This is a genomic window from Rhodothermus bifroesti, from assembly GCF_017908595.1.
Taxonomy (GTDB): Bacteria; Bacteroidota; Rhodothermia; order Rhodothermales; family Rhodothermaceae; genus Rhodothermus; species Rhodothermus bifroesti.
On sequence record NZ_JAGKTL010000004.1, the window covers coordinates 230,465 to 246,999 of the forward strand.

Genomic DNA, 16,535 nt, shown 5'->3' on the forward strand with positions numbered 1-16,535 from the left:
CTACTGCACCCATTGTGTACCGCAAAACGACCGATATGGACAAGACGGACAAGCTTTTTCCAAAGCCTCAGCCGGCTTGAAGGGAATCTCTGGATCGACCATTTCCTGCAGCAGCTGCTCTAAAACCACCAAAACGCGCTTATAAGCTTCAGTGTCTTCAACACCCGAATCAACTTCTGCAAAATCGCCCTGGCCTAGCCGGACGTACCGCGTAGCGATCACCTCGGGCAGCTGATTTCGGGCTTGGGCGTAGAGCAGCCGGTAGAGAGGAAGCTGAAACGATCCGATCGTCTTTGCCCAGCTTGAACGATCGTCGGGATTTAATTGACTAGCCGATACCGTCCGATAACCCCCTGTCTTGTAATCCAAAAGAAAAATCTGGTCACCCCGCTGGTCGATGCGGTCGACGAAGCCCTTGAGCGTAAAGCCTCTCCAGGAGACTTCCAGCGACTGCTCCAGGGCTAAGATCGTGATCTCTTGGGTTGCCAACTGCTCGCTTTGCCAGGCAAGGTAGGCTTCCAAACGCCGCGTTATCTGCCGACGTAGCAAAGCAAGGGCTGGAGCAAGCGGCTGCCCATACCGTTGGTCAAAGCATGCCTCAATCACCCTGCGTAGGCGTTCAACCTTCAGTGCATCGGCCCTCAGAGGCCGACCGACCAGGGGAGCGAAAAAGCACCGTAAAGCCTGATGTACCAGTTCCCCTGTAGTGCGTGCATCGGGCTCATCTGCAATCGTTTCTGGTTCCCTCAGGTTAAGTACGGCTCGGTAGTAAAAACGTAACGGACACGTTAGGTACGTGTCCAGTAGCGAAGCACTGTACGGAAGCGTGCGCAGCACGTTCAGCATGGCCTCCGTCTTGGGGATGGGAGCTGGGTGCTTGGCGTGTAACCGCAGCTTATAGGACACCAACTGCACTGGCTCTGCTGCTCGAGCGCTTCCCTGCTGCTGCTCCAGCTGCCAGATGAGCTGTTCGACAAAACGACTACGCTCACCACGACGCGGATTTTCCATGTAAAACAGATGGACGTCACGCGCGCCATAGATGAGGTTTTCCATGTAGTACTGAACGAGGCGCTGCCAATCTTCCACTGTGGGCAGACCAAGGCGCCTGCGTAGAGCATCGGGCAAAAAAGGATCTGGGTCTTCTGCAGCAGGCAGCACGTCTTCATTGGCATCCAGTACATAGACCGTTTCAAAGTTTAGGCCCCGGCTTTCCAGAAACCCCAGCACCTGCAAACCAGCAACCGGTGTCCCCTCAAAAGGCACACGCTGCATAGCCCCTAGGCTTTCCAGCAAACGCAAATAGTCGCTTGGCCGCTCTAGCTCTGCGTTGCCAAGCAGCGATCGCTCTATAGCTTCGAGGGCTTCGATAAGCTGCTCAAAAAAACGATCGAAGTAGGGATGCAACCGAGCGGTACTGTACGTTGCCATGTAGGTGAGCACCTCAATTGTGCGCTGAGCCCAATCAGCCAGCGTAGCAGCCTTTTGGGGCAGGCGGCGAAGCGTACGGTCATGCAACGCACGTAAGTGCGCCTGCAGAGCTTCTGGGGTTGCCGCCGCATCAAGGATAGCGGCCTGTTGGGCTGCCGCTTCAAAAAGCGACGTTTCGGCCTCAAGTTGATCCAGGGCAACGCTGCTTTTGCCGTTTTGGATGACATGTGCCTCCAACGCGTGCATTAAGATACGCGTGACATCGGTGCGCTGCCCAAAGCGAATGTTTTTCGTGTACGGATGATGTATAAAACGCAGATAGGCTTGGGCATCGTAGCAATCCTTCCCGGTGCATCCTTCAGCCAAGGCCACAAGCGCCCGCACAAACGCCATTACAGGCGTGCGCCCAAGCGGATAGCCTAGCGACACGTTATAAGGCTCACCCTTAGGCAGTACACTCACGGCATGATGTAGCACAGCAAACAACAGATCAGCAGCAGGCAGCACAACCACGGTGCGCTCGTCAAGCGGCCGCTGGGTTATTTCTCGCTGCTTAGCAAGCTTTTCTGCCAACGCGAATACCTGCCCATGCCGGTCTGGAGCTTGGTAAATGTGCACCGCAGGCAGCGATGCTGGTGTCTTTTCCGCAGAAAAACAAGCCACCCCTAAACGCTGCAACATTGCTTCCAGACCAGGACCAGCTAAAAAAAGCCCTACAGCCTGAGGCAAGTTGAGTAGCTGACGCGCCAGCCGGACTTCTACTGCCAAAAGTGCACACCAACCCGCCAGTATAATCCGGTTGTAGTGCGATAAATCTACCTCAGCTAGACGCTCGGCAACCTTTCGAAAGCGACGTGCGCGTGTCCAGTAGTTTTGGCGCTCTAAATGATCATAAAATGCCCTATAGTAGTCAACCAAAGGTTCGTTTAAGCCCACCTCAGCCAATTGCTCCGGGGCAACTGCTCCAGCATGCAACAGCTCCAACGTATCCAGCAGCCGGAGCCCCAAAGGCAAAAAACGACTTGCTCCAAGAAAGTGATCACCGCCATAGCGATGTGTGAGCGAGCGGTGCACCTCGAAGAGCACGGCACAGGCATCCAAGGGCTCTAGCCATCGCCCCCCAAAAGCAAGCACATCACGCGCCAGGTGATCAACCCAATCTTCAATGGACCAGATGCTGGGTCCGATGTAAGGTCCACCGAAGCGCTCAGCCAACGCCTTACGTAAAAAATGTGCCGGCCTGCGGCCTGGAAAAATGACTAAATTACGATGCCAATCGGCCCCTTCTGCTTGCAGATGCTCCAAAACAATGGGAATCAGCGCCTTCCCCGTAGGAAAAACCTTTACGCGTTCCATACCACGTTTGGGCTCGGATGGACATAAACCAAGCAGGACCTGACCTGTCGCTCGGGCCACAGTGCCGACACAAGCCGCGCATAATCCTGAAGCTGCACGTGATGCTCCTGATTGGGCGCTCCGGTTTTAAAGTCCACCACCACAACTTCATCAGCGCTCAGCAGCAAGCGATCAATGCGCCGCAAGGCGCCGGTAGCATCGACCACCTCCCACTCTGTGTGTACGGTTTGCCCATCGCGGGGCGTAAATAATTCCCGAATCTCCGCACGCCGTAAACATGCTAGAAGCAAGTCGTGGGCTTCTTTTTGCAGCTTGACCCATTCAGGATGCTGTGCCAGTGCATCCTGTAAAGCCCGGACCAGCTGGTTTTCTAGGTCTGCCTCAAGGGTGTGCAGCCGCGCCAGCACCGCATGGCATAATTCGCCAAGCCGCAGTGCATGGGAATCCCAGGCTGGGGGGGCTAGTGCTTTGGGATCCCAAACCGCCACGCCTTGGCGCAAAACAACGGAAGGCTTAAGCTCCGACGAATGCACGTTTGCAGGTGTAGGCTTTCCCCAGGTGCCAGCCTCGGTTGGCCAGAAAGCTGCCAACTGCGCGCCCTTTTCGCTGTTTACCACAACACGCACGTGCAGCTCGTGCTCAGCGCGCGTGAGAGCCACGTAGACGCGGCAAAGCTCATCGATGAGGCCCATCGCCTGGGTGCGCCGACGTAGCGCGGCCAAATCCGAGTTGTGCTTTTCATAATCCTGAAGCAATGCCCATAGCTGTGGCCGCCCTTGCTCATCGCCTATCAGCGTAAAAGCCTCTCTGGAAGGACGAGAAAGAAACCAGAGCACCACCACTACGGGAAACTGGAGCCCCTTGGCCTTATGGACGGTCATCACTGTAACCGCATCTTGTCCTTCAGCCACCGGTAAATCCCAGTCGTCGTCTTCCAAAGACGCCGCAACCTTGGCAAGCAGCTCGCGCAACCCACCTTGTCCAGAAGCCTCAAAGACATGCACCACCTCCAGCCATTTGGCCAAGGCTGCTTCTTCTTCCGGGAAACGTTCAAAAAGTTGCCAGATGCGGTAGAGCTCTACCGTCAGGTCATACACAGGCAGATAGCCTACACGGGTAAAGAGCGGCTCAAAGTATTGCGCCCAAATTTCAGGAAAAGCCTCGCGAAAAGCGGTGTAGCGCGGCTCCTTATCGCGATATTTTAGTAAAAAATCGTGGATTTGTGCAGTGTCTAAAATATTTTGCAATAACGGACTCAAAAGCACCGACCCAAACGCTAAGTCGTCGATCGGCACATCTAAAAACCGCAACAGTGCCCGCACACCATCGATTACCGGCTGCCGCCGCACATCTAGACTGCTGTGCGACAGCACCGCAATATTCTTTGCGGTCAGCCAGGTGCTTACCTGCACTGCATCACGGTTACGCGGCACCAGCACTGCTACATCCTGCCACCGATAACCCCGCTGCTTGATCTCTTCTAACAACTGCAATAGGTTTTCTCGTGCATCGTCAGCCTCCAGACGCCTGTACGTCACGTAGCCGGCTTCCTCCCGACCAGGACGCACCTGCTGCCCCACCCGATTAAGCCCACTGGCAACAAAGTACTGCCTTTCGATGTCTCCTTGGAATAAGGCAGGGGCCCGCTCTCGAAACAGCTGTTCAACAAACTGGACGATTTGCCCATCGCTTCGGTAATTTGTCTCCAAGGTCTTCACGGTGATAGGCGTGCCATGAAAACACGGGCATTGCTGCAAGCCCGCCATAATCTGCCAATCACCCCCTCGGAAGCCATAGATTGCCTGCTTGGTATCCCCAACGATAAACAGGCTACCGTTGTTTTGCAAAGCTCGCCTAGCTAGCTGCTCAAGTACAGCCCATTGCGCAGGCGACGTATCCTGAAACTCGTCCAGTAGCAGATGCTCGGGCAAATAACCCCATCGTTGTTCGAGAAGCTCAACTCCTTTGAACAGTAATTCTAGCAGGTTGCGCGTACCTTCCCCGAGCAATACCTGCCCCGTCTCTTGCTGATGCTGGCGCAAACGCGGCCGAATTCGATGGTAGAGCTGCATATAAGGGGCTGGGCGCGACCGTGCCAGCCAGTAGACATAGCGCTGCACGATTTGGCTGAGCAGCGCTCGTAACGGCTCGAGCGCTGCTTCCCCTTGGGATTTATTTTTGTGTTTTTTGAAAGCTTCCTGATCTAGACTGCGGCCGACCAACTTATCTAAGTTGCCTGCTTGCGCATCTTCCAGCAGACGCTGAAAGTGGCTACGTAGCTCTAACCCCTGCGCCAAAAACGGCGCCATGCGCTGCTTCATTGCACAGGCTACACGCTCGAGCTCAACGCGTAGGTCGTTAGATTCCTGAGGATCGATACAAGTTGCAGGAGGATCCAAAGGCCAGTGCAGCAGTAGCTCGTAGAGCCGGTGGACCTCTGCGCGCAGCCTGGTGTACGGATCCCAAAGGTAATCCCCCTTCTCCAGTAAATCGCTTAGCTCTGCCAGCAGCGCAGCTTCCTCGGCAGCTATCTGTGCAAAGGCTTCTTCAAAAAGCACCTGGCTGTCGAGCACAAGCTCAAAAGAAGATAACCAACCCAGTTCATGGGCAACGCTGCGCAACAGACGTCCAACAAAGCGATCGATCGTCATCACTTGGAATGCCCTATACTGGGTCAGCAACAGCGCTATGGCCTCCCGTGCCCAGTCCGCAACCGCATCAGCATCGCGGCCCAAGGCTTCCTGCAGTAAGTTTAGCGTTTCGGGATCACCTAAGGCTGCCTGCTTTAGATACCTAAACACGCGACGACGCATTTCGCGGGCCGCGTTGTTCGTAAACGTCAGCGCCAGTAAGCGGGGTAGGGCATCCGCTAACGCATCCAGCCTCCGAAGTAAGCGTAGCGTAAGCTGGTGCGTTTTTCCTGATCCGGCCGAGGCCGTAATCAACTCAAAGGGTGGAGACTCCGACATGTGTATGCGCTGCACGGGCTGGACACATCAAAAAGCGGCTTGGGCTAAGCTTAGCCCAAGCCGCTCATACGTTCAAGTCCAAAGTGAGCATTTAAGAATGCGCCACGCGCTCGCGCCGCTCGGCCCGCAGCGAAGCCCATCCGCTTATAAGCAAAACCAGCGCTACAACCCCCAACGAGACCACGGCCGGAATCTTAAACAGATCTGACACCAGCATCTTGCAGCCGATGTATGCCAGAATAACAGCCAAGCCAACGTGCAGATACCGAAAGCGCTGAATTAGGCCCGCCAGCACAAAATACAGTGCCCGAAGCCCTAAAATGGCAAAGATATTCGACGTGTACGCAATAAACGGCTCCGGCGTAATGGCCAGCACGGCAGGTACCGAATCAACCGCAAACATCACGTCGGTACTTTCCACCACAAGTAACGCCAGAAAAAGCGGCGTTGCTTTCCACTGGTTGTTCTCACGTACAAAAAAATGCTGGCCATGATAGGTAGGCGTTACCGGAAATACACGCTGCGCTAAGCGCAAAACTGGGTTGTGCTCCGGATGCACTTGCTCTGCATTGCGCCGAGCCAATCGAATGCCTGTATACACCAGAAAAGCCCCAAAGACGTAAATCATCCAATGAAACATTTCTAACAGTTGAATACCGGCAAAAATAAACAGCGCCCGCATAAGCACTGCACCTATGATGCCCCAAAACAGTACCCGGTGCTGATAGGCCGGCGGCACCGCGAAATAGGAAAAAATCACCGCAAACACAAAGATATTATCTGCGCTGAGCGACTTTTCTACAAGATAAGCAGTAAAGAAATGCAACGCGGGCACTACACCCCAGAGCACCAAGATCAGCACATTAAAAGCCAGCGCCACAACAATCCAGACAATACTCCAAGTAACAGCTTCTTTAAACTTCACCTCATGGGCACTTCGGTGAAACACCCCGAGGTCTATGGCTAGCATGACCACAACCACTACGTGGAAGAAAATCCAGATCCATAAGGGGAATTCCATAGCATAACCTCCCTAGGCTAGGTTTAAACTTGCTGCGCAGCCTTCCAGAAAGGTCACGGCTCGTCGCGTTGAAGTGGCACAAAAAAACCTTCAACCGACGAACCGCCCGCCTGGCATGGCCTGCGGTGGCACATCGGCCGAAGGTCTCGCAAAAACCTGAAGCATGGGCGGGCGGAACCGGAGGTGACAAGCGCCTCGTGCTGACGATTCCGCCCCCGGACGTCGCCGCCCGGCTGCTACTCCCCTTCGGATGTCCTAAAAGTTAACAAAACAGCTTCCCCGTGCAAAGTCTTTTTTGGCGCAATCCCGCGCACACAAACACAAAATCTATGGCTAGGCGGAGGGGGAGGGATTCGAACCCTCGGTGCCCGCAATGGGCACAACGGTTTTCGAGACCGCCCCGTTCGACCGCTCCGGCACCCCTCCAGCCGCCAATATACTCACGCCGCATAGCTGGGTTCTACGAGCAATCTGCAAAGAACCACCAAAACCGCGCTAGTCAATCCAATGCGGTTTTGCCTTATTAAAGGCTACCCCAAAGTTTTTGCGATGCTTTTTCCCAACGAAAGTGCGCTAGTCTTCTGCCTAGGAAGGGAAAAATTTTTTGCTGCGATAATAGGAGCTATTTCCGCAGATTTTTCAAGGCGCTGCAATGTATTTTACGTTTGCTATAACGTATCGCTGCAACGGTACCGTGAAGCAAAGCCGCTTTAAGATCTTCTCTGATCCCGTCCATGGCTTTATTTCAGTGCCCCAAAACCTGCTGCTGGACCTCATCGAAACACCCGAGGTGCAGCGACTGCGACGCATCCGGCAGCTTGGGCTGGGTCATTTGGTTTTTCCAGGAGCCGAACACACCCGCTTTAACCATGCCCTGGGCGCCATGGCGCTCATGCAAGAAGCGCTCGCGCATCTTTCAGAGAAAGGAACGCCCATATCGGCCGAAGAACACCTGGCTGCATGTGCAGCAGCGCTCCTGCACGACATAGGCCATGGACCGTTTTCGCACACGCTCGAGCATCAGCTTATCGAGGGCTTCACCCACGAAGCCATGAGCCGACAGCTCCTTTTGCGGCTTAACGAACGTTTCCATGGCGCCCTGGAGCTGACTATTCAGATCTTCGATGACCTTTACCCACGTCCTTTCTTTCATCAGCTCGTCTCTAGCCAGCTCGATATGGACCGGCTCGATTATCTGCGCCGCGATTCCTTTTACACCGGCGTCGTTGAAGGCAAAGTGGGGGTCGAGCGCATCATTAAAACGCTTCAGGTGCACCCTATTGAGGGTGGACCAGACAGCCGCATTGTCATTGAATCTAAGGGCATCTATGCCGTAGAAAACTTTCTCATTGCGCGGCGACTGATGTACTGGCAGGTGTACCTGCACAAAACAGTGCTAGCCGCCGACGCACTGCTGCGTTCTGTCATTCGACGCGCCCGCAGCTTGATTCAAGCTGGGGATGCGCAAGCGGCCACATATTGTGCACCGGCACTTCGCTTCTTTCTCGAGCACCCCCTCAAGGCACCTGAAGCCTTGGGGCGTGACGAAGTTATCGAAGCCTTCTGCCAGCTTGATGATGTGGATGTACTCTATAGCATTAAGCAATGGAGTCAAGCGAGGGATGCGGTACTGGCTGACTTAAGCCGCCGCTTTCTCCATCGCCGCTTTTTTCGCACCACGTTTCTGCCCCAGACACCATCGCCCGAGCAACTTGCTCAGTGGCGTGGGCGCATCGCCCAATGGCTGGTACAGCAGGGTATTGTCCCCAAAACGCAAGCAGAGGAAGCCGCCACCTATTACCTCACGGCCGATGCCTCCCAGCATACTGCCTATGAACCTGTGGCTGATCCTATCCCAGTGCTTGACCGCGACAACCAAATCCGCGAGCTATCGCGCACGACCGATGCCCCAGCGATCGATGCCATAGCTCGCTTTGTACGTAAGCCTTACCTTTGCCTGCCCAAAGAGCTGCCTTTTGAACTGCCCTAAAGGCCTACGACTCTGCGGCAGCGTGCATGTTTAAGCCGAGCCCTCATTTTCTACCCACTGCACCGCATGTTGCATCAGTTCAGCTGCGGTGCGCAACCCGAGCTTAGCTTTGATGCGGGCGCGATAGGATTCAACGGTTTTGACCGAAAGGTGCAGCCGCTCAGCGATTTCGCGGGTTGTTAAGCCACGACCGGTCAGCTCAAAGACCTCCAATTCCCGATCGCTCAGCAATTCGACGGGCGAGCGCGTTTCAAGAGCCCGCCGGTGGCCCGTCATACTTAAGAGCAAGCGCTCACTGAGCTCCTCGCTAACGTAAAGCCCCCCGGCCAGCACGCGTCGCACTGCTTTGACAATTACTTCCACGGCCTCGACTTTCATCACATAGCCCCTTGCCCCAGCCCGGATAGCCCGTTCCGCATAGAGGGCTTCATCGTGACGCGAAATGACCAGCACCGGTAAATGCTGTTTCCAAGCCTGCAAATGCTTTATCAGCTCTAGACCGCTCATGCCAGGCAGCGAGATGTCCACGATAGCCAAATCAGGCTGAACCTTATCGAGCAAGCCCAGCGCTTCCTCAGCTGAGGCGGCTTGCGCACAAACCTCCAGGTCTGGCTCAGCTTCAAGCGTCAAAGCTAGTCCTTTGCGTACCAGAGGGTGGTCGTCGACGATCAGAATGCGTTTCTTCATGCTTTAGGGAATTAGATCGCTTGTAGGAAGTACTTGGGATGCATCGGCAGGCAATACCCGTCCGCTGCGGGGAATGGCCACATGCACTTCAGTTCCTCCCTTGCGCCGACGCCGCACTTCCAAATGGCCCCCTAAAAGGCGAGCGCGGTAGTGCATAATCCGCAAGCCCATTCCGGAGGTTTCGGGTAGTTCGGCAGGGATGCCTATGCCATCATCACGGATCCATAGATGCAAGGCTTCACGATCTGCTGCTAGGCGAATCTCTAGGTGTTTGGCCTTGCCGTGACGCACGGCATTATTGATTGCTTCTTGGGCAATGCGATAGAGGTGTGTGGCCGCTACGTTGTCCGACAAGTGAGCCTTGCGATCTGCTTTGAGCCTGCACGGCACGCCAAAAAGCTGCTCGGCTTGGCTGGCCAAGCGTTTCAGTGCTGCTTCAAGCCCATTGGCTTCAAGCTCTACCGGAATAAGACTGCGGGCCAGCGTTCGGGCCTGTTGATCGGCCTGTCGGATTAGGTCCGTGAGTTCTTCGAGTTCGCTGGCCTCAGGCCGCCCCTGAGCGGCTAGCCGTCGCGCTAGGCTCTGGCTGATAAGCGCCATACCAGTCAGCATTTGCCCAAGACCGTCGTGCAGATCTTGCCCGATACGCCGACGCTCTTCATCGCTGATGCGGAGGATTTCGCGCTCCAAACGCCGCGTTTCGGAAAGATCACGCACGATACCGGTAAACAGCCTTCGATCCGGGAGGCGCACTTCACTGACGGCCAGGTACATGGGAAACGTGCTGCCGTCTTTGCGCAAACCGGTAACCTCACGGCCACGTCCAATGATGCGCCGGCGACCGGTTTCGAGATAGTTACGGATGTATCGGTCGTGCTGCTCCCGATAAGGAGAAGGCATGAGTACGGATACGTTTTGACCGAGCACTTCTTCAGCCCGATAGCCAAAAATTTTTTCAGCAGCTGGATTAAAAAGCAAGATATGCCCGTTTTCGTCGATAGTGATGATGGCATCAGCTGCTGTATCCACAATGGCACGGTAGCGAGCTTCACTGGCACGCAGAGCCTCCTCATGCCGCTGGCGTTCAATAGCGGCAGCAAGCACGTGGGCTACAGCCTGCAAAAAATGCACGTCGTCTGCAGAAAAGTGACGAGGTCTACAGGTATGAGCCCCCAGCACACCCCAAGCGCGTCCATCCACAAAGATCGGTACACTCAGTCCAGCCCGGGCGCCATGACGGCTGAGCAGCTCCGGACAAGAAAAGCGTTCTTCACGGGAGAAATCTTCAACGATTACTGGACCTCCAACGCGTAGCGTGTAGCCGGCTTGCGAACGGGTGTCGGCCGGAATGCGAAAGGTACCGACCAACCCGTCTTGCCAACCATGTCCAGCTATCAGCAGCAGTTCTTGACCACCGGGAAGCAGCTGAAGCACCTTAGCCAGCTCAACGCCTAATGCTGCTGCTGCACGCTCGGTTGCGTGATGCAGCAAGAGCGGTAGCGGTAGCCCAGCCAAGGCACGGCGCCCAAGCTCGGCCACCACAGCCTGCTGACCTGCACGCACGTGCAGTTCACGCTCAATTTCCCAGCGGCGCTGCCGCGCCCGTGCGCGGCGCAGCAAAAGCCGAAGCCGGGCCTCAAGCAAGGCCGACGGCTCCCTAACGTCCAGCACATCGTCAATACCAGCTGCCAATAAGCTTTCAAGTGAACCCGGCGTTGTAGGATCGGCCGGAACCGCAACAATGACCACCTGTTCGCCATTAGGTGCCGCACGCAAAGCTTCGAGCTGACTGCGTAGTCCGTCTGGATACCCAAACAGCAGAATCAATGCTGGCAAGGTTTCTACCAACAGCGTATCGCCAGCACCAACAAGCGTCACTTCAGCCCCCAATGCTTTAAAAAACTGCGCTAAGCGCAGTCCTAAACTGCGCGGCGTTCCAACAATCCAGACGGCAAGCGAATCCATAAAGGGCTTTAGGGCTAATGGCAACCAGTGCTTTAATATAAACGCGAAATGCCTCAGAGGAAGACTTGTTCAGCCTATAAAGGGCACCTCTGCCCGCGCCCGCCAGGACGAACGTCAAGACTAGAGGCCACCCCCAACTACCAGCCGTAAAGGCATCAGCGCTAGCCACCACATACCCACGTCCAACAGCGCTTCAGCAAAGCACTCAGGTAACAGCCTGAGGCAGCCCAAGGCTAAAACGCTGCAAAGATAGCACGTCAGCACTGGTATCTAGCCGCGCTGCAGGCCCAAGCACATAAGCCAGAAAAACAAAAAACGCCACCATCAGCAAAAAAGTGAGCACTAGCGCTATCCAAAGCCAAGCAGGAGTAATCTCGCGCCCCATTGTATTTAGGACTTTGGTTTTCACACTAGCACGTCTTAAAAATAAAGAATTTAAAGAAGAAAGCAAACAGAAATTGTCCTAATCTACGTTATGAATGCTATTTAATACAAAAAAAAGTTTTTTATAGACATCCAAGATCGGCTTTTGTAAATATGGTTCTAGCTTCAGTAGGTGATTGTTATAATTATTATAACCTCTTGATATATTTTCACCATGAATTCTATACCAAAATAAAGGTTCAGGGACAACACTAATTTTATACCCATTTAAACAAGCTCGAATTAAGAATTCCCAATCCTGAAAAGCAAAATTTCTTAATTCATTAAATCCTCCAAGCTCATGAAAAACCTTCAATTTAACAAGCATATTAGCATCTCCAAACACATTTTCAATACATCCAAGCTCTAAAAATCCGCCCAAAGGTATATATCTAGCAACAGGTAAATTAAGAACAAAATCTTCTTCTGTTTTAAAATTATCAGCGACACAAGTTAATATATCAGCATTAGAGTTAAGAGCTGCAGTGACAAATGTCTCTATTTCAAAATCTTTTGCCAAATTATCATCATCCATAAACATAACATATTCTCCTGCAGCATGTTTTGCCCCCCAATTTCTTGCAGCACTAACGTATTTATTTTTTTGTTTTAAAATTTTCCATTTCCTTTCTTCAAACAAGTCTTTTATATCTTCCAAAAACTGAAGCGCCTCAGGTTTGTCGCTTCCATCATCAACTAAAATAACCTCATACTTGTGATAAGTCTGGTTTAACAAAGAATTAATGGCTTGTTCAAGAAAATGTGGTCTATTGTAGTGCACTAAGCATACGCTAACTAAAGGATTACGATCTTCAAGGTTTTTTAGATTCGGAGCACGCCTTTCTGCTCTGACCAATGCATTATGCCACGCAACCCAAGATTTTCTATTTTCTTTTTGATCAATTGCAGGTCTAGGTATAGGAGGAAGCTTAGTCAAAGCTTCACTGAGCGCATGAGCAAGCGCAGCGGCATTAGGCTCAAATAAGCAGTATGCATGGTCATCAGGATGAATAAGCTCGGGGATACCTCCAACATTAGTTACAAGAAACCTCTTTTTAAGAGCTAAGCATTCATAAACCGATAGAGGAGAATTATCCATACGATATGGCATAACAATAATAGCATTATTACAGTTTTTAATAAACTCCAAGGCTTCATTCCTATCAAAATTGGATAAAATATTGTTTTTCCAAGGCCAACCTTTAGATTTTTCCTGTATATATTTTTTACTATTTTTACCTTCAATTTTTACATCTTTTCCTAAAAAGAAGATTTGATCGATACAATGAGCTACCTCAGTATTTTTTATAAGATTTAAAGCTTGGCAAAATATATCCAAGCCTTTTCTAAACTCTAATCTCCCAAAAAAAATCAGATTCAGCTTATTACACTTGTTCTTTTGCTCTGTATCTACACCAATCGCATCAAGAAATAATGGATAAGGTTTAATGATATAATTGGAAACATGAATATTCCATTGCTTTTCAATCCAATTCTTCATATAGTTATTAATAAACCAAACATAATCCGCTCTCTTGACACTTTCTTTCTCCATAAAATCAATTTCTAAATCTCTAATACCAGGAAATTTTAGGTTATAGTGTAAGGTCCATAAGTGAGGACTATGTACACCAACAACAATTTTACAGTTTTTAAAAGCCAACCCTTGTTCTTTTGCAAGCATTGAATAAAATGCCAATCCCTGCCATTCATGAAAATGAATAACATCAAAACATTCTTGATATTTTTTTAGCCATTGATAAATTTCAAAAGATAAAGCCCTAGACAAAGATGAGCTTTTTAAACTACAATTATTTAGCAATGCAGAAAGTGGTATAACTTGAATATTGTTTTTGCGATAGTACTCTATCCATTTATAAGTAGAATTATCTACACGATGTCCTACATATAAAACAGTCACTTGCCAATCATTTTGGGCCAATAATTCTGCCAGCTCTGTATATGCAGTACCTATACCTCCATTTTTTACTATGCCCACAAAATCTGAAGCCACAATACAAACGCTTTTACTATTTATTCTTTTAATATCCAAGCTAGACTTAAATTCGTTCCACCTTTTGGATAACGTTTCTATAATTGAAAAGAGCTTTTCTGCATATATATCAAAAGAATATTTTTCTTCAGCATATCTTCTATATGCAAAAGAGTCATAAGTATCATTTATGACCTTATCAACAAATTCATTTACTGTTTTAAATAACCACGAATTAGGGTAAAGTTCATCAGAGCCAGGGAAATAATGGACTAATGGTTTAACACCACATGCTGCTGCTTCCAAAACACAATAAGGATTTCCTTCATGAATGCTTGGAAGTATCAAATAGTGTTTATCCTTCAACCAGTCAGATACATTTTCTATCCATCCACACCATATCACATTATCCTTCAGATCTAATTTATCAATAATATTTGTTAGGTATTGATCAATTTCTTCATTTTGCTTTATGCCTCCAATATACAATTTATATTTTTTGTCTAGCTCAACAAGTGCTTTAATACATTGAATAAGCAAGGATGGGTTTTTCCTATAATTTAGATATCCCAAATAAGCTATGTTATATCCTTTTTCTTTGACATGAAAGTCAAATTTATCAATATTAATTATACTTGGAATTATAGAAACGTCTAAAAAATCAAATTTGCTTAAATCTACTTTTTCCTTGATTAAATCGTAGACATGTTTGCTTGTAACAATCAGATGATCTACAAAATTCCAGTTTATGTTTTCAAACCAATTGGTAAAAACTTCATATCTATGCACTCTGCAAATCACGGCTGCGGTTTTTCTTAACGTATTGCTGGCCTGTGCTAAAATGGCATCGGCCCACTCGAACCATACAACATCTGCCCAATCTAGAGCGTCTTGAATTAATCGAAAGTCTACCTTTTCTGAGAAGTGATAGGCCCTGACATGATATCTTGCCGAAAATGCAATTTCTAAATCAATGATAAAACTGGTATTAGATCCACAAATAAAAGCAACTTTAATAGGATTTTCTGCAGTTTTAGGTTTACCTAGGTCAACTGTTTCTTCCAATTTCAATTTAATGGACAGTATTTCATATATTACATTCCCCAATATTTTTTCATATTTTACTTTCTCTTCATCATCAATATTTACATGGTATTTTAAATAAACTTCAGCTGCCAAGTCTAGGTGATTATATTTAATTAACGTATCCAAAAGATTAAAAAAGGCTTTCGCAAATGAAGGATCATATTGCAAAGCTTTTTCAAAATACTCTACGGCTTTTTCTACTTCACCCAGCTCAGCATAAACCAACCCTGCATCGTTGAGTGCCCGAGTGTTTTGAGGATCTACATCCAATACAGATTTAAAAAATCGCAAAGCTTCTCCATATTCCCCCCTCACAAAGAATTCTTCTCCGATTAAAACATTCCTGTTCATATCTATATTTATTTTAGTTAATATTGAATTCCGAAATAATATCGAAGATAAAATCTACGTAGGCACTTTCATGCTTTGACACAACATAGAGAGAGAAATACAAGAACTTTATCATGGGATTAACATTGTTTAAATGTAGAAGTTCTTGCATGTTGTGATGATAGTGACTCATATTTTCTTCAACAAAACTGTTAATATTTTCTAGATTTATTTTATGTTTTATTCCTATAAACTTCTTGATTTTTTCTATCTGTATGTTTCTGTGTTTATCGTTTAGCACATCTTCATAATTTACGATAATTTTGGGACTTGATCTTATATTTTTTAATATCAGCATATTATACTTAAACCAAAGTTTTAGGCCTTTTTCTAAAGGAAAATTGTTTCTTTTTTGTAGAGATTTGGCAACACTCAGAGGATTTCGCAGGCATACTACATATTTTATTTTATCATTAGGTATAACATCCTTCCAAAAAGGAAGTGTAAGACATGTCCTTGGATCTTTCCATCCCCATATTTTATACTTAGACATGTTTTTGTTTATAAATTCTATAACTCTAAATTTTAAATCCCTAAATTTATTCGACCTTTCCCAACCCTCATAAAAAATCGGAGGCTCACTCCAGGTATATTCTTTGTCAGCTGGACTACCTAATCTCCTTAGTATTTCATCATTCACTTCGACAAAGAATTTATTCTCCCAGAAACCTTTTGGATTGTCCGGTGCTGGTTTCAAAAAATCTTCTGCTTCACCTAGATAAACTCCTAACAGATTTAATATTCTAGATATCGTAGACGTCCCACTACGATGCATTCCCAAGATGATTACTACTTGAGAAGATTCCTCTACCAAAGCTTTCTGATCTTCAAAAATAGACTTATACTTTATTCTTTCTTCTCCATCTAAAATGTTCGATTTATATTGATGATATGCCTCTTGAGCTAAATCCCAAAAATCGTACTTCATTAACACGTCAAGCAAATTATAAAACGCACGCTCATGCGTAGGATCACAATGCAAAGCGTACTCGAAACACTCAACGGCTTTTTCTATCTGCCCGAGCTCAGCATAGGCCAGTCCGGCATCGTTTAAGGCATAGGTATTATCCGGATCCTCGCGTAATACCCTCTCGAAAAGATGCAACGCTTGCACATAAGATCCTTGTAGAAAATGATCTTCCCCTTGAAGCAATAGGGCCTTTAGGTTATCCTGCATCGAACCAAAGCGATTTTTGAAACTGGGAACACGCCCATATTTTTAAC

9 protein-coding genes and 1 tRNA gene are annotated in these 16,535 nt (G+C 48.9%); 1 reads left to right on the plus strand and 9 read right to left on the minus strand.

The window, feature by feature from the left end:
* The 4 genes from J8E65_RS10155 to J8E65_RS10170 all read right to left on the minus strand — a co-directional run bounded on the left by J8E65_RS10155 (position 1) and on the right by J8E65_RS10170 (position 7,203).
* On the minus strand, positions 1-2,787 hold the full coding sequence (locus tag J8E65_RS10155; RefSeq protein WP_210375636.1) for a PD-(D/E)XK nuclease family protein: 2,787 nt from the start codon (positions 2,785-2,787) through the stop codon (positions 1-3).
* Positions 2,775-5,756 (minus strand): UvrD-helicase domain-containing protein, encoded by a 2,982-nt coding sequence (locus tag J8E65_RS10160; RefSeq protein WP_210375637.1) that lies wholly within the window; start codon positions 5,754-5,756, stop codon positions 2,775-2,777. Before J8E65_RS10160 ends, J8E65_RS10155 begins: the two co-directional genes overlap by 13 nt.
* Before the next feature lie 91 nt (positions 5,757-5,847).
* Positions 5,848-6,777, minus strand: coding sequence for a TerC family protein (locus J8E65_RS10165; protein ID WP_210375638.1), 930 nt, complete (start codon positions 6,775-6,777; stop codon positions 5,848-5,850).
* A gap of 338 nt (positions 6,778-7,115) precedes the next feature.
* Positions 7,116-7,203 (minus strand) — tRNA-Ser (locus J8E65_RS10170).
* Between the two features lie 226 nt (positions 7,204-7,429).
* Here J8E65_RS10170 and J8E65_RS10175 point away from each other — a divergent pair.
* Positions 7,430-8,767, plus strand: a complete 1,338-nt coding sequence (locus J8E65_RS10175; RefSeq protein WP_210375639.1) for an HD domain-containing protein — start codon at positions 7,430-7,432, stop codon at positions 8,765-8,767.
* Between the two features lie 30 nt (positions 8,768-8,797).
* Here the strand turns inward: J8E65_RS10175 and J8E65_RS10180 are convergent, their stop codons facing one another.
* The 5 genes from J8E65_RS10180 to J8E65_RS10200 all read right to left on the minus strand — a co-directional run bounded on the left by J8E65_RS10180 (position 8,798) and on the right by J8E65_RS10200 (position 16,488).
* Positions 8,798-9,454: a response regulator transcription factor gene (locus J8E65_RS10180; RefSeq protein WP_210375640.1), complete on the minus strand. Its 657-nt coding sequence runs from the start codon at positions 9,452-9,454 to the stop codon at positions 8,798-8,800.
* A 3-nt stretch (positions 9,455-9,457) separates the two neighbouring features.
* Positions 9,458-11,419 carry a PAS domain S-box protein gene (locus J8E65_RS10185; protein WP_210375641.1) on the minus strand — a complete coding sequence of 654 codons (1,962 nt, stop codon included), beginning with the start codon at positions 11,417-11,419 and terminating at the stop codon, positions 9,458-9,460.
* Between the two features lie 205 nt (positions 11,420-11,624).
* A complete protein-coding gene (locus tag J8E65_RS10190; protein ID WP_210375642.1) occupies positions 11,625-11,804 on the minus strand; it encodes a hypothetical protein in 180 nt (59 codons plus the stop codon).
* 78 nt (positions 11,805-11,882) lie between these two features.
* Complete coding sequence (locus J8E65_RS10195; protein ID WP_210375643.1) at positions 11,883-15,272, minus strand: glycosyltransferase; 3,390 nt, start codon at positions 15,270-15,272, stop codon at positions 11,883-11,885.
* 13 nt (positions 15,273-15,285) lie between these two features.
* Positions 15,286-16,488 carry a tetratricopeptide repeat protein gene (locus J8E65_RS10200; RefSeq protein WP_210375644.1) on the minus strand — a complete coding sequence of 401 codons (1,203 nt, stop codon included), beginning with the start codon at positions 16,486-16,488 and terminating at the stop codon, positions 15,286-15,288.
* Positions 16,489-16,535: the final 47 nt, after the last annotated feature.